At 44.9% G+C, this 21782-nt stretch carries 20 protein-coding genes; all 20 read right to left on the minus strand.

Annotated elements, in window-relative coordinates; all coding sequences use genetic code 11:
• Nucleotides 1–66: 66 nt before the first annotated feature.
• The 20 genes from ureC to trpB all read right to left on the minus strand — a co-directional run bounded on the left by ureC (nucleotide 67) and on the right by trpB (nucleotide 21781).
• Nucleotides 67–1782 (minus strand): urease subunit alpha, encoded by a 1716-nt coding sequence (gene ureC / locus NRI27_RS10645; protein ID WP_317943412.1) that lies wholly within the window; start codon nucleotides 1780–1782, stop codon nucleotides 67–69.
• Nucleotides 1783–2148 (minus strand): urease subunit beta, encoded by a 366-nt coding sequence (ureB, locus tag NRI27_RS10650; RefSeq protein ID WP_371390674.1) that lies wholly within the window; start codon nucleotides 2146–2148, stop codon nucleotides 1783–1785. It lies immediately after the preceding gene.
• Between the two features lie 15 nt (nucleotides 2149–2163).
• The gene (ureA, locus tag NRI27_RS10655; RefSeq protein ID WP_371390675.1) at nucleotides 2164–2466 is read right to left on the minus strand and encodes an urease subunit gamma; all 303 of its coding nucleotides are present in this window, start codon (nucleotides 2464–2466) and stop codon (nucleotides 2164–2166) included.
• Nucleotides 2467–2855: 389 nt separating this feature from the next.
• Nucleotides 2856–3869, minus strand: coding sequence for an ABC transporter ATP-binding protein (locus tag NRI27_RS10660; RefSeq protein WP_371390676.1), 1014 nt, complete (start codon nucleotides 3867–3869; stop codon nucleotides 2856–2858).
• The gene (locus NRI27_RS10665; protein ID WP_371390678.1) at nucleotides 3866–4813 is read right to left on the minus strand and encodes a C40 family peptidase; all 948 of its coding nucleotides are present in this window, start codon (nucleotides 4811–4813) and stop codon (nucleotides 3866–3868) included. Before NRI27_RS10665 ends, NRI27_RS10660 begins: the two co-directional genes overlap by 4 nt.
• The gene (locus NRI27_RS10670) at nucleotides 4810–5916 is read right to left on the minus strand and encodes a mandelate racemase/muconate lactonizing enzyme family protein (RefSeq protein WP_371390679.1); all 1107 of its coding nucleotides are present in this window, start codon (nucleotides 5914–5916) and stop codon (nucleotides 4810–4812) included. The genes NRI27_RS10665 and NRI27_RS10670 overlap by 4 nt, the downstream gene beginning before the upstream one ends.
• Nucleotides 5917–6840 carry a S66 peptidase family protein gene (locus NRI27_RS10675; RefSeq protein WP_371390680.1) on the minus strand — a complete coding sequence of 308 codons (924 nt, stop codon included), beginning with the start codon at nucleotides 6838–6840 and terminating at the stop codon, nucleotides 5917–5919. It lies immediately after the preceding gene.
• Nucleotides 6841–6939: 99 nt separating this feature from the next.
• Complete coding sequence (locus NRI27_RS10680) at nucleotides 6940–8601, minus strand: peptide ABC transporter substrate-binding protein (protein ID WP_371390681.1); 1662 nt, start codon at nucleotides 8599–8601, stop codon at nucleotides 6940–6942.
• A 179-nt stretch (nucleotides 8602–8780) separates the two neighbouring features.
• A complete protein-coding gene (locus NRI27_RS10685) occupies nucleotides 8781–9761 on the minus strand; it encodes an ABC transporter ATP-binding protein (RefSeq protein WP_317943550.1) in 981 nt (326 codons plus the stop codon).
• Between the two features lie 89 nt (nucleotides 9762–9850).
• Complete coding sequence (locus tag NRI27_RS10690; protein WP_317943401.1) at nucleotides 9851–10789, minus strand: ABC transporter permease; 939 nt, start codon at nucleotides 10787–10789, stop codon at nucleotides 9851–9853.
• Nucleotides 10789–11724 (minus strand): ABC transporter permease, encoded by a 936-nt coding sequence (locus tag NRI27_RS10695; protein ID WP_317943400.1) that lies wholly within the window; start codon nucleotides 11722–11724, stop codon nucleotides 10789–10791. The genes NRI27_RS10690 and NRI27_RS10695 overlap by 1 nt, the downstream gene beginning before the upstream one ends.
• Before the next feature lie 12 nt (nucleotides 11725–11736).
• Nucleotides 11737–12561 (minus strand): M55 family metallopeptidase, encoded by an 825-nt coding sequence (locus NRI27_RS10700; RefSeq protein ID WP_317943399.1) that lies wholly within the window; start codon nucleotides 12559–12561, stop codon nucleotides 11737–11739.
• Between the two features lie 162 nt (nucleotides 12562–12723).
• Complete coding sequence (gene opp4A / locus NRI27_RS10705) at nucleotides 12724–14559, minus strand: oligopeptide ABC transporter substrate-binding protein (RefSeq protein ID WP_317943397.1); 1836 nt, start codon at nucleotides 14557–14559, stop codon at nucleotides 12724–12726.
• Nucleotides 14560–14581: 22 nt separating this feature from the next.
• Nucleotides 14582–15496, minus strand: a complete 915-nt coding sequence (locus tag NRI27_RS10710) for an ABC transporter permease (protein WP_317943396.1) — start codon at nucleotides 15494–15496, stop codon at nucleotides 14582–14584.
• Nucleotides 15497–15526: 30 nt separating this feature from the next.
• The gene (gene opp4B, locus NRI27_RS10715; protein ID WP_317943395.1) at nucleotides 15527–16495 is read right to left on the minus strand and encodes an oligopeptide ABC transporter permease; all 969 of its coding nucleotides are present in this window, start codon (nucleotides 16493–16495) and stop codon (nucleotides 15527–15529) included.
• A gap of 15 nt (nucleotides 16496–16510) precedes the next feature.
• Complete coding sequence (locus NRI27_RS10720; RefSeq protein WP_317943394.1) at nucleotides 16511–17437, minus strand: ABC transporter ATP-binding protein; 927 nt, start codon at nucleotides 17435–17437, stop codon at nucleotides 16511–16513.
• Entirely contained in the window at nucleotides 17415–18443 is a 1029-nt protein-coding gene (locus NRI27_RS10725; RefSeq protein WP_371390682.1) for an ABC transporter ATP-binding protein, read from the minus strand. Before NRI27_RS10725 ends, NRI27_RS10720 begins: the two co-directional genes overlap by 23 nt.
• Nucleotides 18444–18748: 305 nt before the next feature.
• On the minus strand, nucleotides 18749–19723 hold the full coding sequence (locus NRI27_RS10730) for a DUF4003 family protein (RefSeq protein WP_371390683.1): 975 nt from the start codon (nucleotides 19721–19723) through the stop codon (nucleotides 18749–18751).
• Between the two features lie 82 nt (nucleotides 19724–19805).
• Entirely contained in the window at nucleotides 19806–20591 is a 786-nt protein-coding gene (gene trpA, locus NRI27_RS10735) for a tryptophan synthase subunit alpha (protein WP_371390684.1), read from the minus strand.
• On the minus strand, nucleotides 20588–21781 hold the full coding sequence (gene trpB, locus NRI27_RS10740) for a tryptophan synthase subunit beta (protein ID WP_371390685.1): 1194 nt from the start codon (nucleotides 21779–21781) through the stop codon (nucleotides 20588–20590). The genes trpA and trpB overlap by 4 nt, the downstream gene beginning before the upstream one ends.
• Nucleotide 21782: the final 1 nt, after the last annotated feature.

Below are 21782 nucleotides of genomic sequence, written 5' to 3' on the forward strand. Positions count from 1 at the left end.
GAAGGTCATCTTTTAACGAGCTCCCGCTGGAACTGCAACAGTACCGCCTCAATCTTTAATTGTTCATTAAAACAAGAAATACCGCTGTGCCATCGGAAGAACACTTACCGGCTCGCACGTCGCCAACTCACCGTCGATTTTCACTTCATACGTCTCTGAATCGACATCGATGACTGGCATTTCACTGTTCAACTTCATGTCTGCTTTAGAGATATTCCGGCAGTTCTTCACCGTACCGATCATCTTCTTCAAGCCGAGTTGTTCTGGTAATCCTTCTTCGACAGCAATTTTAGGCAAGAATGTCATGCCAACATTTTGAGGACCTTGTCCATGGAACCCATACATTCTCCGTCCCATCATTGGTTGTGGTGTCGGAATGGAAGCGTTCGGGTCACCGGTAATTGCATAGACTGCCACGCCGGCTTTAATGACGAGCTCTGATTTCACACCAAAAAATGCAGGATCCCATAAGATGATGTCCGCTAATTTGCCTTCTTCCAAGGAACCGATTTCATGCGCAATCCCTTGGGCAATTGCAGGATTGATCGTATATTTTGCTACGTACCGTTTGACGCGATAGTTATCGTTATCATTGCCTTCGTCTTGCGGAAGGGGGCCACGCTGTTGTTTCATTTTATTCGCGGTCTGCCATGTGCGGATCGTTACTTCACCAACACGTCCCATTGCTTGCGAGTCCGATGACATAATACTTAAAATTCCTAAGTCTTGCATAATATCTTCGGCCGCAATTGTTTCAGGACGAATCCGTGAATCAGCAAATGCAACATCCTCTGCCACATCATGTTTCAAATGATGACAAACCATAAGCATGTCCAAATGCTCGTCAATCGTATTCGTCGTAAACGGTTTTGTCGGATTCGTCGATGCCGGCAAAACATTCGGAAGTGACGCCATCTTCAATTGGTCAGGCGCATGTCCACCGCCTGCACCTTCCGTATGGAAAACGTGTATGACACGGTCGCCAATCGCTTCTATCGTACTTTCTACAAAGCCTGCTTCGTTCAATGTATCGGAATGCAACGCCACTTGTATGTCGTACTCATCCGCTACCGTCAAACTTTGATGTAACGCAGAAGGTGTCGCGCCCCAGTCTTCGTGAATCTTCACGCCGATTGCTCCAGCACGCACTTGTTCAACAAGTGGCTCCGGCACGGATGCACTGCCTTTGCCGAAGAGACCGATATTCATCGGAATATCTTCGATCGCCTGTAACATACGATGCAAATGCCACTTGCCCGGTGTCACTGTCGTCGCTCGTGAGCCTGCTGCAGGGCCCGTTCCCCCACCAATGAACGTTGTCGTACCCGCAAACAACGCAGTATCCACTTGTTGCGGACTGATGAAGTGAATATGTGTGTCAATCGCTCCTGCTGTTGCTATTAACCCTTCTCCTGCATACACTTCCGTGCCGACACCGATAATCATCCCTTGGTCGACACCGTCCATCGTATTTGGATTTCCTGCTTTACCAATCCCGACAATTCGTCCGTCCTTTATACCAATATCCGCTTTGACGATTCCTGTATAATCGATAATCATGACGTTCGTAATGACGGAGTCCAACACGCCGTCCTCAGACGTTTTTTGTCCGTTCTGCCCCATTGAGACACGCAATGATTTCCCACCGCCAAAAACGCCTTCATCTCCATACGTCGTATAATCCTTTTCAATTTCAATCCATAGATCGGTATCCGCTAAACGGACTTTATCGCCCACAGTCGGTCCGAACATTTTTGCATATTGTTCATGTGTCACTTTCATTTAACTGTCAGCTCCTTTAAACCCACCATCAGATGCCTTCTCGATAATTTCCGCTTTATGATGCGTTGACCCTTCCGTCAACTGATTTAAGCCGAAGACGTGACGCTTCCCACCAAACTCGACAAGCTCCACTTCCTTCTCTTCACCCGGCTCGAAACGGACAGCAGTACCTGAAGGAATATTTAAGTGCATCCCAACTGCTTGCTCACGATCAAATTCAAGAAATCGATTCACCTCAATGAAATGGAAATGCGATCCTACTTGAATTGGGCGATCCCCCGTGTTTGCCACACGCACCGTCTTCACTTCACGTCCAACATTAATTTCGATGAACCCTTCAGCCGTCTTCATTTCTCCTGGTATCACAAACAAAACCTCCCTTTATTGAATCGGATTATGTACCGTCACAAGTTTTGTACCGTCTGGGAACGTGCACTCGATCTGCACATCGCTGATCATGTCGCCGACACCTTCCATGACATCTTCAACCGTAAGCACTTGCTTCGCCTCACTCATTAACTGCGCAACCGTCTTGCCATCACGCGCACCCTCCATGATGAAATGACTAATAAGCGCTACGGATTCCGGGTAATTTAACTTCACGCCTCGCTCCTTTCGCTTCAACGCAAGCTCTCCCGCAACATGCAGCAACAACTTTTCCTGTTCAACTGGTGATAACTTCAACAACCATCCCTCCAACGTATTATTTTTTGACATTTCAAAAAACCAGAGACACAAGTATGCCTCCTGCGCAAACGTACTATTCATTTTTAAAAGCTTTTTTGTGTTTTGCATGAACATGCAATGTTGGACAGACGTCCGATAGATTGGGACCTGGCTAGGGATGCAGGTCAAAAGAGGTAGTAGAGGAAAATCTCATCACAAGTATTATAAGATATTAAAAATTGGTTGGCAATAGTTATAGAATCTAGCATAGTTCTAAAAAGCTTCCATGCGTGTTTTGATGAATCGCGAATGGACTAATTGCTAGCAATTACCATGCTACCGCATGTACAGACCTAGCCTTCTTTTGGAATTGTCAACATCTTGCCCAATCAAAAAAGCCGCCCTAATTAGTAGGACGACCCGACTGCTACCTTCACGGCATCTGACCGTTTCATCATTTCTGGATCATGTAAATGGCACGCGACAAAATGCCCTTCCTCTTTTTCCAACCAGTTCGGCTTGACGTCGGCACAGATCGACATTGCATACGGACAACGTGTCCGGAATACACAACCAGACGGTGGATCAATTGGACTTGGCAACTCACCTTCCAATAAAATCCGTTCACGTGATTCCTCGATGTCCGGATCTGGTATCGGAATAGCAGAAAGCAATGCTTCTGTATAAGGATGCAACGGTTTATCATAAAGCTGCGAGCTTGTCGTCAGCTCCACCATATGCCCTAAGTACATGACACCAATTCGACTGGAAATGTATTTGACCATCGATAGGTCATGCGCGATAAATAAATACGTCAACCCCTTCTCCTTTTGGAGACGTTGTAGCAATTTGACGACTTGCGCTTGCACCGATACATCCAACGCGGAAATCGGTTCATCCGCAATGATGAATTCAGGATCGAGTGCTAGTGAACGGGCAATACCGATTCGTTGACGCTGCCCACCGGAAAACTCATGCGGATAGCGGTTCGCATGATCACGGTTCAACCCGACATCTTCCAGCAATTCGATGACACGTTGACGCATTTCCTTCTGCGTCTTGAACATCCCATGGATTTGCATCGGCTCCGCAATAATTTCATAGACGGTTGACCGTGGATTTAGAGACGCATAAGGATCTTGGAAAATCATCTGCATCTTTTTCAAAAACCGTTGTCGCTCTTTATCCGTCATGTCATGGACGCTTTTCCCATCGTATAACACTTCTCCATCGGTTTTATTGTATAAGCCAAGAATCGTTCGACCAGCCGTCGATTTCCCACAGCCTGATTCACCGACAAGCCCGAATGTCTCTCCGCGTAAAATATCAAAACTGATGCCGTCAACTGCCTTCAACGTCTTCCCTTTGCCCATATCGAAATGACGTTTCAAGTTTTTGACGGATAGGATTACATCTGTCATACATCTGCCCCCTCTCTAGTCCCGTACCGGCGAACTGCGCATAACTCCTTCTCCAATTTCGACCCTGCCAACTGGACGACTTCAATGGAGTAACCTGTTGAAGGTGAATGTAACAGCAAATCGTCCCCGTAATAAAACCCGACGTGACGGACATTCCCTTTCCCTTCATCGTTCGCAAAGAACAACAAATCCCCTTTTTCCCAGCGTTCTCGCTCATGAAGGGGCACTTCCTCTCCGTTTACCGCCTGGTCACTCGCATCTCTGGGGATGAAATAGCCGCAAGCTTTCAACATGTTGTACGTAAATCCTGAGCAATCATACCCATACGGTGACATACCACCCCAGAAATACGGCAAGTCCAAATAAGCTAATCCTTCGTCCACAGCTGCTGAAGCTGGACGTTTGTGAAATTGATGGACAGAAGGAGCCCGCACAATGTCTTCTTTCCGAACAAGCGCTTCTCCATCTGGCGTGTCCACGACAAAATGGTCTTCCTGCTCGTCCGTTAGCGGAAGCATCGTGTTGAACGGCACGATTCGTTCAGGCAGCCCATCCAAGCTCCACAATTGCGCTTTCGGCACGGCAATACGGATAAAACCGCCTGCTGCTTCCAGTGGTTCCGCTTTTTTTAATTGTGCAACAGGTACCCATCCTGGATAGCCACGTGGATCCTTTTGAGACGGTTGCCAAACAGCAATGATTTTCGCCCACTCGCCGACAATTTCGTCAACAATGACCGGTTCACCGTATAACAATTGTGTTTGTACTCGGTTGGCATTACATAAATCCAACCGTTGTTCATAGACGAGCTTTTCGAGCCATTTGTTTAATTGAACAGGGTTCGATACCCCTTCTGCGTCCAGTTCCCTTACAGACTCAGGTGATGTCCAAACCGTTGCAACAGAAACTGCGCACGCATACATATTCACCGTCATTTCCGTCATTGTATTTCCTCCTTCCCGATGCAATCCATTTCCGCCTGCAGTAGTCCAAGACCAGCACTTTCTGGCAAGTGGATCCGTCGTCCTTCATAGATGATGCCACCACCCACAATATCCTTTGCAAGCATAAGCGGCGCATCGAAATCGTATCGCGTAATGTTCGGTTGACTCGCCGCTAAATGGGCTGCTGCTGTGATGCCGAGCTTCGTTTCAATCATACTGCCAACCATACATTGCACACCGAAAGATTCAGCGAGTGCATTGATTTTTAACGCCTCATGGATGCCGCCTGATTTCATGAGTTTGATGTTAATCAAATCGGCTGCCCTTCGTTCCAATACGCGTTTTGCATCTTTGGCAGAAAATACACTTTCATCCGCCATAATGGGTGTCAGCGTATGATTTGTCACGTATGTAAGGCCATCGATATCGTCAGCATGTACGGGTTGTTCGATCAATTCGATCGCCAGTCCTGCATCTTCCATCTGACCAATCGCATAGACAGCTTCTTTCGGTTTCCACCCTTGGTTGGCATCTAACCTAATTTTAGGACCATCACCAATACGCGCTCTGATGGCACGGATTCGCGCAATGTCTTCGCTAATGTCACCGATACCTACTTTTACTTTCAAGACATTGAACCCGTTGCTGATGTATCTTTCAGCATCATCAGCCATTTCTGCCGGATCATTGACACTTACTGTGAAATCTGTTTCAAGTTCGTTGCGGAATCCCCCTAGTAGTTGATAGAGCGGCAGTCCTGCAAGTTGACCGAGTAGGTCATGAATGGCCATATCAACGGCGGCTTTCGCACTGGTGTTGCGGACGATAGAACCAGTGAGCAAACGAAAAATCTCCTCGCGATTCCGCAAATCCTTCCCAAGCAGTTGAGGGGTGATCACTTCTTGAATGGCGTATGTGATGCTGCCAAGTGAGTCACCTGTGATGACGTGGGTTGGTGGCGCTTCTCCCCAACCGGTATGGCCGTCGTCCGTTGTCACTTTGACATAGATGGCGTATGCGGTTGTTACGGTTCGGAGTGCTGTTTTGAATGGTTTTGTCAAGGGCACGGCGACGGGAAGCGTTTCGATAGAATGAATGTGCATTTAGTCCACCCCCGGCAAGATGGTCAACGTTTTCTGATTCGCATCGAGTTGAGCTTGGACGCCTAACGGAACAGCAAAGTGTGGTTCGCAATGACCGATTTTGAAACCTTTCACGACGGGCTTCCCTAAGTCTCCGAGATAGTGGTCAAATAGCGCATCCAGCGATACAGGTGCAGTTTGTTTTTTCGGCTCCGTGTTTGCAAAATCACCAATCACAATGCCTGCAACGTCCGCCAGTTTGCCCGCCATCCGCAGCTGGTTTAAGAGACCGTCTACCCGATACGGTTCTTCTCCGATATCTTCTATGAGTAATAGTTTACCGGACGTTTCAAGTTCGAATTTCGTGCCAAGTGTACTGACGAGTAACGATAAGTTCCCGCCAACGAGTTCGCCTTCCGCAACCCCTCCGCTCACTGTCGTTAATGGAGAAATGTCTTCGGTGTAGTGTAACTCCATTGGTTCAAATAACTGTTGAAACATTTTGCCGGACAGTTCATGGAAGGTGTCTTTACCAACGCAAGATGCAAGCATCGGGCCGTGGAACGTGACGATGTTCGAGTACAGACCGATTGCCGTATGCAAAAACGTAATGTCACTGTACCCCCAGAAGATTTTCGGGTTTTCCGCGATGAGCTGTAAATCGAGCTGATCAGTGAAGCGGGCCGTTCCATAGCCACCTCTTGCACAAATAATGCCTTTGATCGTTGGGTCTGCAAACATGTCTTCCAAGTCTTTGCGGCGGTCGTCATCCGTACCAGCCAAATACCCATCTTTATCGTATACATGCTTGCCAAACTTCCACTGCAAGCCGAGCTGTTCCAAAAATTTCAGTGAACGTTGTAAATTTGCTTCCTCAGATGGACTGGCTGGTGATACAATTCCAATCATATCTCCTTTTTGAAGTCTTTTTGGACGTATTTTCATAACCCTCTCCTTCTTTGGTGACAAGCACCAACACAATTCTGACGATTCGCATCTTCATTAGAAAAGTCGCGGCGCCATGACGGACACCGCGACTGAAGATTAATTCTTATCCGCGTATTTCAAGTCGACGTAGCCAACAGGGTGACGCAGAATTCCGGATACGCCCGGCTTTTCAAGTGTTGTCTGGTTGTAGAAGTATAGTGGGAAAACAGGCATTTCTTCCATGAGAAGTTTGTCTGCTTGTTGTAAAAGCTCCCAACGTTTGTTTTCATCTGTTTCGTTTTTAATATCAGTGATGAGCTTATCGTAGTCTGGATTTGACCATGTCGTACGGTTCATCGATGAACCCGTGATGAAGCTCTCAAGTGCGTTGACAGGGTCAGCATAGTCATGCAAGAAAGAAGAACGGGACATTTGGTATTTGAATTCCTTTTGCTCAGATAGGAATACGCCGCCTTCCACGTTTTGCAATTTCGCATCTACACCTAATACTTCTTTAAATTTCGATTGTAGCGCAATTGCAATGTTTTGGTGAGACTCACTTGTGTTATAAGAAAGCGTGATTTCAGGAAGTTCTGTATAGCCTTCTTCTTTCATTCCTTCCTCTAGCAAACGTTTTGCTTCTTCAGGGTCGTAAGAAACAAGGTCGCCAACCGATTCACGGAATTCTTTCCCGTCCGGACCGATAAATCCGTACGTGACAAATCCACGAGCTGGTTTTTCACCGTTTTTCGTAACAAAGTTTACAATTTCATCACGATCGACAGCTAGACCGAATGCACGACGGATCTTTTTGTTTTGGAACGGCTCCATCGATGTATTGAAGCGGTAGAAATATAAACCTGCTTGATCATCAATACGGAGTTCATCGCTATCTTTCAACTGATCTGCCAATTCAGAAGGCACACCGGATACATCCAGCTCGTTTGATTGGTACATTTGGTAAGAGGTTGTTGAATCATTCACCATTGCCCAATGGACTTTATCGAGTTTTACGGCCGCTGCATCCCAATAGTGTTCGTTTTTCTCAAACTCAAAGCTTACATCGTGATCCCATGCAGACAATTTGAACGGTCCATTCCCTACAAATGTAGCCGCTTCTGTATGCCAAGTCGGGTCAGCAGTTGCCACTTTTTCATTGATCGGGAAAAAGCTTGGATTTGTAATAATGTTCAAGAATGCTTCGTTCGGTGACGTCAACGTTACAACGAATGTTTTCTCGTCTTTCGCCTCAATTGCAATATCATCTGCTGAACCTTCCCCAGTATTGTATGCTTCAGCTCCATCGATGAAGTATGCCAAGAAAGCTGCAGGTGATGCAGTTTCAGGATTCAACATGTGTTTCCATGCAAAGACGAAGTCTCCCGCTACGACTGGATCTCCATTTGACCATTTTGCGTTTTCACGGATTGTAAATGTATACGTCAAGCCATCATCTGAGATATCAATTTTTTCTGCTGTCGCTTCGACCGCTTTATGATCCTCATCCAAACGCGTCAAGCCTTCCATAATGTTGTTCAGCGCGCTCCATGATACAGCGTTAAACCCAATGGACGGATCAAATGACGTTGGCTCTTCTCCATTGTTCAAATAGAGGATTTTTTCGCCACTTCCCGTTTCTTCATTCCCTTCTCCTTCTTCCGTTTCAGGTGCAGGATCTGTCTTTTCATCTGGTTCTTTGCCTGCATCCTTATTGGCAGTACACGCCGCAAGAACAAGCGCGAGCATCGCCATCAGTAAAAACGTTAACCACTTTTTCATTACAAAAGCCCCCTTTGTTTGTCTGTGAATAGTTAAGCACGAATGTGCGTGAACCCTTACTACAGAACGGCTTATGTTGTTTTGACCAAGGTTTCCCTCATCACTTTCCTATAGCAAGCCGCTCAAGTCACTACTTCCATCCCACGTGAATTTCCTTTTTTATCTGTTAGACAGTTTCCTTAGCTGAACACATTTTTCGCCCGTTCATCTTGCAGCCAACAATCGACCTGATGTGTGACAGAGAGCGTAGTCGTTGGTGGATACACCTTATCGCACACTTCCATCGCGAATGGGCATCTTGCAGTAAACGGACAACCAACCGGTGGTGCAAACAAATCTGGTGGCGTCCCGTCAATCGGTTGCAATTCCTCTTCTTTTAAATCTAGTCTCGGTACGGAAGCGAGTAATCCTTTTGTATACGGATGTTGTGGAGAATAAAACACTTCTCGCTTTTCCCCAATTTCAATGACCTTTCCTGCATACATGACAGCAATTCGATCGGCGATTTTTGCGACTACCCCAAGATCATGCGTTATGAGGATAATCGATACCCCCGTGCGGCTTTGTATTTCTTCGAACAACTCGAGTATTTGCGCTTGGATTGTTACATCCAATGCAGTTGTCGGCTCATCGGCGATAAGCAACTCCGGTTCACAGATAAGCGCGATGGCGATGACAATTCGCTGTCGCATACCACCTGAAAACTGATGCGGGTATTGCTTCAGCCGTTCTTCAGGATTTGGAATGCCGACAACATCCAACAATTCGATTGCCCGCTTTCGTGCTTCTTCCTTACTTACTTTCTGATGTGTACGTAAGCCCTCCGTTAACTGTTCGCCAATTTGAAGTGTCGGGTTCAATGCAGTCATCGGATCTTGGAAGATCATCGAAATGTCGACTCCTTGCACTTTACGCATGCCCGCTTTGTCCAATTTCGTTATATCGCGGCCTTTAAAGATGACACTACCGTTCTTTATTCTTCCAGCAGGATGAGGGAGTAACCCCATAATTGTGTTCGCTGTTACACTTTTCCCACACCCTGATTCACCGACGATGGCAAGCGTCTCCCCTTTGTATAAATCGAAAGAGACACCGCGTAATGCTTGTACTTCACCGCCGAATGTCTTGAACGACACATATAAATCCTGGACAGACAGCATCGTTTCAGTGAACACTTTCTTTCTCTTCGGTGGCTTTGTCGCCACTGCAGTGGATCCTAGCTTATTTGTTTTTTGTTCAGTCAAATGAATCACCCCCTCAGTTTCGGATCAAGCGCATCTTGCATACCGTCTCCGAGGACGTTAAATGCAAACATTGTCATCGATATGAAAAACGCTGGGAAGAACAATCTCCACCAATGACCGGACAAGATGACCGGCAACGCATCATTCGCCATTACACCCCAGCTGGCAAACGGTGCCGCGATCCCTAGACCGAGGAAGCTCAAAAATGCCTCTGCAAAGATGGCACTCGGAACAGTCAACGTCATTTGGACAATGATCGGCCCCATTGTATTCGGCAATAAATTTTTCCTTATGATTCTTGGCGTTTTCGCACCAAATGATTTGGAGGCCGTTACAAATTCATAGTTTTTAATTTGCAATACTTGCCCCCTAACGATCCTAGCCATCCCTACCCAACCGGTAATTGTGAGAGCGATGATAATCGTCGTCAAACTTGCTCCCATAATGACCATCAACAAAATGACCACTAGCAAATGCGGGAGTCCATATAAAATTTCAATGATTCGCATCATCAACGAATCGGTACGACCGCCTTTATAGCCACTAATGCCCCCGTAAATGATGCCAATAAAAAAATCAATCAACGCTGCGGCTACACCGACAAATAGCGATACGCGTGCGCCGTACCAAGTTCTTGTAAAAACGTCCCACCCTTTCTCGTCGGTTCCAAACCAATGGGTTGCTGATGGTGGCTGATTTTGGTTCGCGTATTGCGTTGTTTCAATATTGTGTGGGGATAAGATCGGTGCAAAAATGGCGAACAAGGTTAATAGAATAAGAAATATTAAACCACCCATCGCCATTTTATTCTTCCGTAATCTTCGCCATGCATCCTTCCAATAGGATAGTGACGGGCGAACAACGGACTCTGCTTGCTCCTTATCCGTTTCCTTCGGTTTGAACCACTCATCTGGCACATGCATAGGTTGCTGATGATTGACCATTATGCCTCCCCCTCTTTCTTATGCAACTTGATGCGAGGGTCGAGAAACCCATACACAATATCGACGAGAAATAGCATGAACACAAGAAAAGCACTATAGAACACTGTCGTCCCCATAATGACCGGATAATCCCGGTTATTAATGCTATCTACAAAGTATTTTCCCATACCCGGAATTGCAAAGATTTTTTCAATAACGAACGTTCCTGTCAAAATTCCCGCTAGCATCGTTCCCATAATCGTTACGACAGGCATTAATGCGTTCCGCAGTGCGTGTCTAATAACAATTCGTGCAGGAGACAACCCTTTTGCTCTCGCCATTTTCATATAATCCTGCGTTAGCACTTCTAGCATGCTGGAGCGGGTGAGACGAGCGATAATAGCTGTTGGCCCCGTGGCAAGTGCCAATGTTGGAAGCACCATATGCAACGGACTGCTCCACGTGGCAGGTGGAAGCAACTCCCATGTGACAGCAAGTTGTTGAATTAATAACGTCGCCAAAACGAAGTTCGGAACAGAAATTCCGACTACCGCAAAGGCCATTGCAATATAATCGATAATGTCATTATGGCGAAGTGCTGCTAATGTGCCTAATGTGACCCCTGACAATACGGCTACTAATATCGTAATTAAACCGAGTTCAGCAGAAATCGGGAACCCCCTTGCAAGCAAACTATTCACCGTTTCATTTGGTTTTTTGATGGATGGTCCAAAGTCAAATGTAGCGACAGACTTTAAGTAATGTCCGTATTGAACGATGACCGGCTCATCCAGCTTATAAAACTTCTCTAAATTTGCTTGAATCGTAGGATTCGATGTACGTTCTTCGTCAAATGGTGAGCCTGGAATCGCGTGCATTAGGAAGAACGTCAACGTTGCAATAATAAATATGGTAGCGACCATCATGGCAAATCGCTTAACGATGTAAATCCCCATTCAACTTCCCCCTTAGCAGAACTTCGTTTGTAAAGCCAGTTCGATCATGACGAGCATCGCACGATAAGCTTCCAAAATATCTTTCGCTTCAAATTTCACAATCGTCGTACCCGGTTCAATTTCACATCCTGGCATAAGTGCAGCCCATTCTGCTTGCCCGTAGTTTGTGAACTCAATGCGCAATGTCGGATTGGCTGGAGGGACAAGTGGTTGGATTGTTGACCGTTTCGCAATTGCTTCTGCTGTCTTCGCTTCTAGTAAGGCGTGCGCCTTTTTAGGATGAAGCGTCTTCACCGCAGATCGCGTAATCGACTCTTTGACGGCCGCAGTAACAACGCCCGGGATTAACGCCTCTGCTTCTTTGCATGCACAATCATCACCTGCAACCAGTATGACAGGTACCCCAAAATGACCTGCTACATACGCATTGAATCCGAGTTCCCCTATTTCTACATCATTTATGTACATCGTGCGAACGCCAAAAATCATAGAGTGACTCATAACACCTGGTTGACCAGCTCTGGCATGGTATCCAGCAAAAATAGCCCCGTCAAATGATGCTTCCATCGCCTCTACCATCGAAAGCGCTTTCATTCCACCAGTTATTAACTCAGCATCCGGATGCAATTCCTCTACTAGTAAATTGTTCATCTTCGAATGACTGTCATTAACAAGTACACTCTTGGCGCCCTCACCGATCGCCGCACGCACAATTGCATTTGCTTCCTCCGTCATAATCCGCCTTGCCCGCTCGTAATTATGCTGACTTGAATCAACGAACGTATAATCTGGCAGTCCCGTAATGCCTTCCATATCAACAGATACGTATATTTTCATCTTCATTCCCCCATGTTGAATTCCCTTTGTAGCGTTAGGTGTATGACTAATTGATAAGTTCAATTCTATCAAATTTTTGAGAATATTTCAATATGATAGTAGAAAAATAAAACCGCCATCCTGTTTTCCGGATGACGGTTTTGTAATACGAGTATCTAAGAATTACTTAGATACGCCCCATTTCCATGGACGTGCGTTTTCAGCACCTGGTTGGATTGAGTAGTTAACAACGCGGTCGCTAACACCCATTAAGTAGTAACGGTATAGAGTTGGAGCAACCGGTACTTCTTCAACCATCAATTCTTGCCATTGCTTGTAAATATCTTTACGGAAATCAGCATCGAATGCATCTAATGATGTACCCGCTTTTAGAAGCTCATCGTTCTTTTCGCTTGTGTAACGCGTGTAGTTGAATGCTGCTGTTCTACCATATAGGCCAGATGGATCTGGGTCAGAACCAGTTCCCCAAGCACCTTGGTAAATGTCGATTTTCGGATCGTCAGCTTCTACCATATCGTAGAAAGAGTTGAACTCATGTAGACGCCCGTCAAGAAGTTGAACTTTAATACCTACATCGCCCCATTGTTGAATGTAGTACTGTGCAAGTGGTTCAGCAATTTCTCCACCTGACATAGAAGCGAAGTTAAGAACAAATGGTTCACCTTTATCGTTTTCACGGAAACCATCGCCATCTACATCCACATATCCAGCTTCGTCAAGAAGAGCGATTGCTTTTTCTTTATCGTAGCTTGGCGCTTCAATACTTGAATCATGGAAACTAGAGAATACTGGGATAATTAGCGTTGTCGCTGGGAAACGAAGACCGTGGTACAATTCTTTCGCTACTGTTTCGTTATCCATTGCATACCACATTGCTTGACGAACAAGTTTGTTAGCCAACTTAGCATTAGGATCTGTTACACTTTCCTTCTTTTCATCGTCCCACTTACCAAGTTTGAATCCAATGTACGTGTAAGCAGTGTCAATATCTGCAAGAAGTTCGATATTGCCGATTTCTTTTGCTTTTTCGTATTGATCAACTGGAATTGAAGCTAAATCCACATCGCCTTTTTTCAACGCTTCAAGAATTGCTGCAGAGTTTACTACTTTTAGTACCAATTGTTTAAGAGCTGGTTTACCTCTCCAGTAGTCGTCGAAACGCTCATAAAGAACAGATTCACCTGGAACAATTTTAGCTACTTTGTAAGGACCGAAACCGATTGGGTTAACACGGATTTTATCTGAAGTAACGATTTCTTCCATTGTCACTTCACCAGTTGTTACGTCACCAATGTGATGTCTTGGTGTTGGAGCTGCCCAAATACCGGACATAACAGAAGGAGTTGCTTCTGTATACGTGATGGAGATTTCTTTATCATCTTCGGATACTTTAATACCGGAAATTTCTGTTGTTTCACCGTTATGGTATGCAGGCATACCTTCAACGTTTTCAATCATGAATGTATAACGAGTTCCTGTGTATTCAGGGTGACCAAGTAGTTGGTAAGAGTAAAGAAGGTCACTTGCTTTTACAGGCTCGCCATCGTGCCATTTCACACCGTCTTTAATTTTCAATGTAATTGTTTTGTTATCTTCTGAAAGTTCATATTCAGCTGCACCGTCGTTAGTGATTAAATAGTCACCATCTGTCGCTAGAAGACTTTCGTCAAAATAGCTAATGATTTCAGCGTCAAATGTTCCTTTATAGAACACACGGCTAAGCGTTCCTTCGAATGGAGTGTCAGTTACCATAGCAACTGTCATTTCTCCATCTTCCATTGCTTCGGCTTTGTTAGAAACCTCTAATGGGAAATCTAGACCTGCGTTTGGATTTTCTTCTGCTGGCTCGTCATCGCCGCCATCTGTTTCTTCTGTGTCTGGTTTTGCTGGCTCTTTTTCTCCAGCACCGTCTTTCTCGTCTTTACCCGTACATGCAGCTAAAAATACGCTGAGCACTAGTAAGAGACTTGCAAGTAGCAAAAACTGCTTCTTTGCCATTTGTATTACCTCCCCTTTTTTTTTAGGCTAATCTTTGCCTTGCATCAGACGCACGTTTCACCGCTTGCCCGATGTAATTTATACACAGCATCATTACTAAAATCAGCAATGCTGCAGGTAACCATACCCACCACTTATTTTGCACAACATCTGGAGTTCTCGCGTACGCAATAAGCGTTCCTAGCGAAGATGTACCAGTAGGTAAACCGAAACCTAAGAACGTAAGGCCCGTCTCCAACCCGATATTGTTTGCAAGCGTAAGTGTCATATTGACAATGACGAGTGAACTTAAGTTTGGAAACATTTCAAAAAACATAATTTTCCAACTCGGTGTTCCCAACGTCTTGGAAGCATTGATGTAGTCAAGCTCCCTTTCAGATAATGCCCTGGAACGGATTAACCTTGCTTTTCCAAACCAAGCGAATGCACCCATAATGAGGATGAATGAAAATACCGTATAATTCGGTACAATTACTACGAAAACAATAATGAACATTAATGATGGTAGAACCATTAAAAACTCCAAAATTCGCATCAATATATTATCGATCTTACCACCGTAATAGCCTGCGACTAGTCCATATGTCAGACCAAAAACTCCAGAAATTAATGTTACAAAAATCGCGATTGTAAATGAGTTACGTGTACCTAACAACAATTGCCCGAATACATCCCGTCCTCCATCATCCGTACCAAGCCAATGTTCTGCGGAAGGCGGTTTCCATGTAGCTAGGAAATTCACTCGCTTCAATTGCAACTGGTCAATGAATAAGGGTGATATATAAGCAGTTAGTACAATAATTGTTAATATTATTAATGAACCTAATGCCATTTTGTCATTTTTTATTTCACGCCAAATCGTCTTCAGCAATGAAGGATTATTTAGCTTCTCTCTCGCTATGAGTTGTTTTTCGTCTAAGACGACTGTATCTTTCATATCCATTCCCCTCCTCTTCCTTCTTTTCCATTATTCAATACGAATTCGCGGATCGACAATGCTTAAAATAATATCCGATAGCATCGTTCCGATAATAACAGCAGCTCCCGAAATCATTACAAGTGCTGTTACAACGGTGAAATCACGCGTCGAAATTGACTGAATGAAAAGATATCCAAGTCCAGGGTAACTATAGATCGTTTCAATAAAGACCGATCCAGATATTAAACCAGTAATTTCAAAACCTAAAAATGCTGCGATCGGTAAAAGTGAGTTACGTAAAATATGTCGTGTATACACCTTGCCTTCAGGCACACCTTTTGCACGGGCTGTTTTCACGTAATCTTTCAATTTTTGATCGATAATGTCATTTCTCAAATATTGAATTGTGCTATAAGTTAATAAGATTGAACCGGATAATACTGGTAGCACTAGATGCTTCGCTTTACTGACATAATAATCCCACGTACCCGCCTCTAATCGTACGTCAACACTATTTCCGTACGGAAGCCAATCCAAAACGAAACTGAAAAAGAACATCATTAGCAATGCAAAGACGAACAGTGGCGTTGCAAACGCAAAATAGTTATACGTAACAATTGCTTTATCCGCCCAAGAATCTGTCCAACGACCTGCCACTATGCCAAGCGGAATGGCAATTAAATAAGTAACAATTAATGTGAAGGTAGCAAGCAGCAACGTATTTTCCACTTTCCCTGCGAGCAAATGCGTCACTTTTTGCGAGTGAACGTATGACATACCGAAATCACCCGTCACCGCATTACCAAGCCATCTTCCATATTGTTCGTACCAAGGATCATTTAGCCCCGCTTTTTCACGTAGTTTTTCTAAATGTTCTTGCGAAACATCCGGATTTCCTTGGAATGATCCTGTAAGCGCATCACCCGGCATCATTTTCGCCAGCATGAAGATGATAATACTGAGAAGGATGAGTTGCGGGATCATGAGCAATGTTCTACGTAATATAAACTTTAACATTTCACTTCATCCCCCTTACTGCATGGCGACCGAATGTGAATCTGAAATCTTCTTCAAATCGAACATCCGTCCATCATTATCAAAGTAACTGCTATATTCAGTTTGGTATTCTTGGTTGATTGCTTGACGCAAGTGCATCTTTTCAAAACGTTTTTCAGGATTCATCTCCGGAATCGCTGCAATGAGTCGTTTCGTATACACATGTTGAGGGTTGTTGTAAATATCAGATGCGGTCCCTTCTTCAACGAAACGTCCGCGATACATAATACCGATTCGGTCACACATATGTTGGATAATTCCTAAGTCATGCGAGATGAATAAGTACGTCAAGTTAAATTCATCTTGAATTTCTTGCATGAAATTCAATACTTGAGCTTGTACAGAAACATCCAATGCTGAAACGGGCTCATCCGCAATGATTAATTTTGGATTTAACGCCAAAGCACGTGCAATTCCGATACGCTGACGTTGTCCGCCCGAAAACTGATGCGGGTATTTGTAAATGGACTCAGGTGCCAATCCGACTCGTGCCACTAGTTCTTGTACGCGTAGCAACTCTTCTTTTGGCGATAACCGTTCAAAATTTCGTAACGGTTCTGCAATCGTACTCAAGATATTCTTCCGACCATTCAAAGACGAATACGGATCTTGGAAGATCATTTGAATATCCTTCGTATATTTACGGCGTTCCGAACGTCCCATCTGGGCCAAATCTTTCCCTTCGAAAAGCATTTCACCAGCTGTCACTTCGTTCAAGCCGATAATCGCTCTACCTGAAGTGGTTTTTCCACAGCCCGACTCTCCTACTAGGCCGTACGTTTCACCAGGTTGCAATTCAAAGCTAATTCCATCGACCGCTTTTACGTGATCGACGACACGTCGGAAAAAACCGCCTCTAATGGGGTAATGAATCTTTAGATCATTCACTTTCAGTAGCGACATATTCTCTCTCTCCTACTCTGTCCTCCGGAAAGTAGAACGTTTTATAACATGAGCATCTCACAAAGTGATTCGGTTTCGCTTCATGCATTTCCGGTCTTTCTTCATGTGCTTCTTCAGGAATCCAAGCGATCCGTGGAGCAAAACGGCAACCTGTTCGGTCTAGGTTTTGGATTGATGGAACAATTCCGTCAATGACATGCAATTTCTCTTTCGACTCCAAATTGGATGGAATTGAGTTTAATAGAGATCGTGTATACGGATGTAACGGATTTGAGAACAGTTCCTTTACATCAGCGATTTCGACAACTTCTCCCGCATACATGACAACAACACGGTCCGCCATTTCCGCAACGACTCCTAAGTCATGGGTAATGAGGATGATGCCTGTTTTCATTTGGTTCTGGAGCTCTTTCATCAAGTCCATAATTTGAGCTTGAATTGTAACGTCCAAGGCAGTCGTCGGCTCATCCGCGAGAAGTAATACAGGGTCACAAGCAAGTGCGATGGCGATGACGACACGTTGTCTCATCCCTCCTGATAATTCATGCGGATATTGCTCATAGACGCGTTGTTCGTTTTTAATACCCACTCGACGAAGAAGTTCAAGTGTGCGCTTTTTCTTATCTGCAGCAGATAGTTTCATATGGTAATCCATAGGTTCTTCTATCTGTCTACCAATTGTTGCAAGCGGATTCAAAGCGGTCATCGGGTCTTGGAAAATCATCCCGACGTCTTTACCTCTCACCTTATCCATAGCAGAACGGGAGAGCGACAGGAGATTGCGGCCTCCAAAATTAACTTCGCCTTCTAGCTTTGTATTTTTAAGGTTATGTAACCCCATTATTGAAAGTGCCAGTGCACTCTTTCCACAACCCGATTCCCCTACAATTGCAACAACTTCATTTTCGTGAACTGTTATGGAAACATCGTCAACCGCCGCATAGTAATCACCTTTGATGCTAAATGATGTACGGAGATTTTTTATTTCCAATACCGGGTTTTTCAATGAACTTCCTCCTTACAATTAAACACAGTTGCGAATAACTAATTTTCAGATTTAATCAACAGTTATTGAACCTAATATACTACAACAGAATCGTGCTGACAATACTGTTTTTTTAGAATATCAAAATCTTATTTTATTTCCAATGTGTCAAACTCATTATAATCGTTGATATGTAAGCGTTTTCTAATAGGTTTATTGGAACAAAATTTTTTCACTAATTTACCTTTTTCCCAATTAAAAACAGGAAGAAAAGTCGTTAGCCAAACTAACGACCTACCTCCTGTTCAATGACAGTGCTTCTTCAATTATCCGTTGGACGAACTTGCAGCAGAAGATGCCGCAACAGCAGCTACTGTCGTCGCCATAACGGCCTGTTGTGCTTGCAAGATCATTTCGATCGAAGCTGCTAGACTAATGCTCATTTGTTGGGGATCTTCGGTCAATTGATGGGTCACATGACCGATTGCTACCGATAGCGCCATTTCCCGGTTCCATTTGAAACGCTTCGACTGCTCCAATTGTTTCGCCAGCATAACAATTTCTTGCAGTTTTTCATCTTGTACTTCAAAAACTGTCAGAAACCCGATCATCGGATAATGAACCTGTTTTGCTTTTAACTGTTTACGAAGCGTTTCAAATAAGGTGCTTGCTCTGTCCACGCGAAGCGGATCGAACTGGATATCCATATACGTCATCACTTGCGATAACCATTGCAGTTCATTCCCCGCTTTAAAGCCTTTCTCACGAAGTGCATCATAATAGTCCCGCATCGCCTGTGCATGTAATTCGGGTCTTTCCTTTTTCTTGCCGAGCAGCATTGCATACGCATAATCATCATCGGACGTGAGAAAGAAGTGCTGTTTTTTCATCGCGGCATATAATTGCTTTGCCCGTTCAGCTTCTTCCGCAAATGTCGACGGCTCATTGTCCATCAGTAGGGCGGCTAAGTAAGAATGGATTGTATTACGGAAGCCTGCTTGCTTCAACACACGTTGTTTTTCCATCAACCGGTCTGCCTCTTCTTCTATGGACGGACCCGATTGAGCTAAAAATGCCGCCATCATCGGCAAGAGATTCCCACGTAATGGCGAAAACCAACCCGCTCTCGACTTTAACGCTTCAAGTGCACAGCTGAAATTGATTGCATTGAATTCTCTACCCGCAGTCACGTAATAAGACGTAATTGTTAACACCACATTCTTATCAACACTCCATCCCGCCAAGGATTTCACTTTGTCATAGGTCGTTTCCACTTCATGCCGAATCATCTCCATGTTCATGCCGCACAACTCCTTTGCTATATGTACGTGGCAAAGGCTACTAAAGTTTCAATTCGGACTATTACGTTTATGTTACAAACAGTCAAGACAGCGAACGAATTGAAGTACTGGATTGTACAAGCTCGTTTATGAATTGCTCGTCGCCTCTATGAAACGCCTCTACGATCGCACTTCCGACGATGACGCCATCGGTACAAGCACCGAATGCTTCAATTTGGCGAGCAGTTGAAATGCCAAATCCGGCAAGTACCGGCACAGGACTTGACGCTTTCAATTGTTGTAAATGTTGAACTAACGTTTCATCGTACGCATTGCGGATACCCGTAATGCCGTTTACGGTCACTGCATACACAAACCCTTCTGCCTGTGAAACGATGTTCGCGATCCGATCCACAGAACTCGTGAGGGAAACAAGGGGAATCAATGCAATATCCGTTTCGTTCAACTCATTCACAAACGGAACGTTCTCTTCCAACGGTAAATCCGGAATAATTAATCCTTTAATGCCAACCTCGCTACATCGAGCGATAAATTCTCGGATTCCATATGCCAAAATTGGATTCAAATACGTCATGATGACAAGAGGAACGTGCACATCGTGCGACCGGATTTCTAGTGTATCCAACACCTTCCGCAACGTGACCCCATTTGCAAGCGCACGCTCTCCTGCCTGCTGAATCGTCTCGCCATCAGCAACCGGATCTGAAAACGGAATGCCGATTTCAATCGCCGTCACACCCGCTTCTTGTAGAAAAAGTAGGCGATCATTCAACACGGTCAATCCACCATCACCCGCCATCATATAGGGCACGAACGCTTTATTGCCTTGTTGCACAGTTGTGCGAATCCGCTTTTCTAACGTCTTCATTTTGCTCCACCCCCTAATGCTTCACGCACTGTTTGCATATCTTTATCGCCTCTGCCCGACAAACAAATGACGACAATTTCATCGTTAGCCATACCTTCGGCTAGACCAATCGCAAACTGTACCGCATGTGCACTTTCAAGCGCAGGAATAATCCCTTCAGTTTTCGCCAATGTTTGTAAGCCTTCCAAAGCTTCTACGTCCGTTACAGCTGAATACGTTACGCGTCTTATATCATGTAAATGACAATGCTCCGGTCCAACCGCAGGATAGTCAAGCCCCGCCGAAATCGAATGCGCTTCCTGGATAAACCCATCGTCGTCTTGAAGCACATACATATACGCCCCATGCAGTACGCCTTCCTTTCCATCTGCAATGGCAGCCGCATGCATACCACTCGTAATACCGCTTCCTGCAGCTTCCACTCCGTACAGCGCAACTTCCTCATCGTCAATAAACGGATGGAACATGCCAATTGCATTACTGCCGCCTCCGATGCATGCGACAACAGCATCTGGCAACCGCCCTTCCTTCTCGACAATTTGCTTTCGTGTCTCAACGCCGATCACTCGTTGGAAGTCACGGACAATTTCAGGAAACGGATGTGGACCAAGCGCAGACCCTAATATATAATGCGTATCTTCGACATGTGCTACCCAATAGCGAAGTGCTTCATTGACCGCATCTTTCAACGTTCCTGCTCCTTTATCGACCGATACGACCTTCGCCCCGAGCAACTCCATTCGAAAGACATTTAACGCTTGTCGCCGAATATCTTCCTTTCCCATGAACACGACACAATTCAAGCCAAAGAGCGCACACGCAGTCGCAGTTGCCACCCCATGCTGACCCGCCCCCGTTTCTGCAACGATTTTCTTTTTACCCATGCGGATTGCTAGCAATGCTTGCCCAAGCGAATTGTTGATTTTGTGAGCACCCGTATGGTTCAAATCCTCACGTTTCAAGAAAATTTTTGCACCACCGACCTTTTTTGTCAGACGTTCCGCAAAATACAATGGGTTTTCGCGTCCAACGAAATCGCGTAAATAACCGTCTAATTCCTTTTGGAAACGTGGATCTTTCTTCGCATCCTCATACGCTTCCTCCAGTTCGAGCAAAGCCATCATCAACGTCTCCGGTACATACTGCCCGCCAAACTTTCCATATCTGCCTTTCCTCATCTCCATTACCATC

It is taken from the genome of Sporosarcina sp. OR05 (assembly GCF_041414805.1).
In the GTDB taxonomy this organism is placed as follows: domain Bacteria; phylum Bacillota; class Bacilli; order Bacillales_A; family Planococcaceae; genus Sporosarcina; species Sporosarcina saromensis.

Excerpts from the sequence above, each read along its gene's own strand:
- NRI27_RS10695 (WP_317943400.1), bottom strand. The coding sequence starts at position 11,724 with ATGGGGATTTACATCGTTAAGCGATTTGCCATGATGGTCGCTACCATA.
- NRI27_RS10685 (WP_317943550.1), bottom strand. The coding sequence starts at position 9,761 with ATGCTGTCTGTCCAGGATTTATATGTGTCGTTCAAGACATTCGGCGGT.
- NRI27_RS10710 (WP_317943396.1), bottom strand. The coding sequence starts at position 15,496 with ATGAAAGATACAGTCGTCTTAGACGAAAAACAACTCATAGCGAGAGAG.
- opp4B (WP_317943395.1), bottom strand. The coding sequence starts at position 16,495 with ATGTTAAAGTTTATATTACGTAGAACATTGCTCATGATCCCGCAACTC.
- NRI27_RS10730 (WP_371390683.1), bottom strand. The coding sequence starts at position 19,723 with ATGAACATGGAGATGATTCGGCATGAAGTGGAAACGACCTATGACAAA.
- NRI27_RS10700 (WP_317943399.1), bottom strand. The coding sequence starts at position 12,561 with ATGAAAATATACGTATCTGTTGATATGGAAGGCATTACGGGACTGCCA.
- NRI27_RS10675 (WP_371390680.1), bottom strand. The coding sequence starts at position 6,840 with ATGAAAATACGTCCAAAAAGACTTCAAAAAGGAGATATGATTGGAATT.
- NRI27_RS10720 (WP_317943394.1), bottom strand. The coding sequence starts at position 17,437 with ATGTCGCTACTGAAAGTGAATGATCTAAAGATTCATTACCCCATTAGA.
- opp4A (WP_317943397.1), bottom strand. The coding sequence starts at position 14,559 with ATGGCAAAGAAGCAGTTTTTGCTACTTGCAAGTCTCTTACTAGTGCTC.
- NRI27_RS10670 (WP_371390679.1), bottom strand. The coding sequence starts at position 5,916 with ATGCACATTCATTCTATCGAAACGCTTCCCGTCGCCGTGCCCTTGACA.
- trpB (WP_371390685.1), bottom strand. The coding sequence starts at position 21,781 with ATGGTAATGGAGATGAGGAAAGGCAGATATGGAAAGTTTGGCGGGCAG.
- ureC (WP_317943412.1), bottom strand. The coding sequence starts at position 1,782 with ATGAAAGTGACACATGAACAATATGCAAAAATGTTCGGACCGACTGTG.
- NRI27_RS10665 (WP_371390678.1), bottom strand. The coding sequence starts at position 4,813 with ATGACGGAAATGACGGTGAATATGTATGCGTGCGCAGTTTCTGTTGCA.
- NRI27_RS10680 (WP_371390681.1), bottom strand. The coding sequence starts at position 8,601 with ATGAAAAAGTGGTTAACGTTTTTACTGATGGCGATGCTCGCGCTTGTT.
- NRI27_RS10660 (WP_371390676.1), bottom strand. The coding sequence starts at position 3,869 with ATGACAGATGTAATCCTATCCGTCAAAAACTTGAAACGTCATTTCGAT.
- NRI27_RS10690 (WP_317943401.1), bottom strand. The coding sequence starts at position 10,789 with ATGGTCAATCATCAGCAACCTATGCATGTGCCAGATGAGTGGTTCAAA.
- trpA (WP_371390684.1), bottom strand. The coding sequence starts at position 20,591 with ATGAAGACGTTAGAAAAGCGGATTCGCACAACTGTGCAACAAGGCAAT.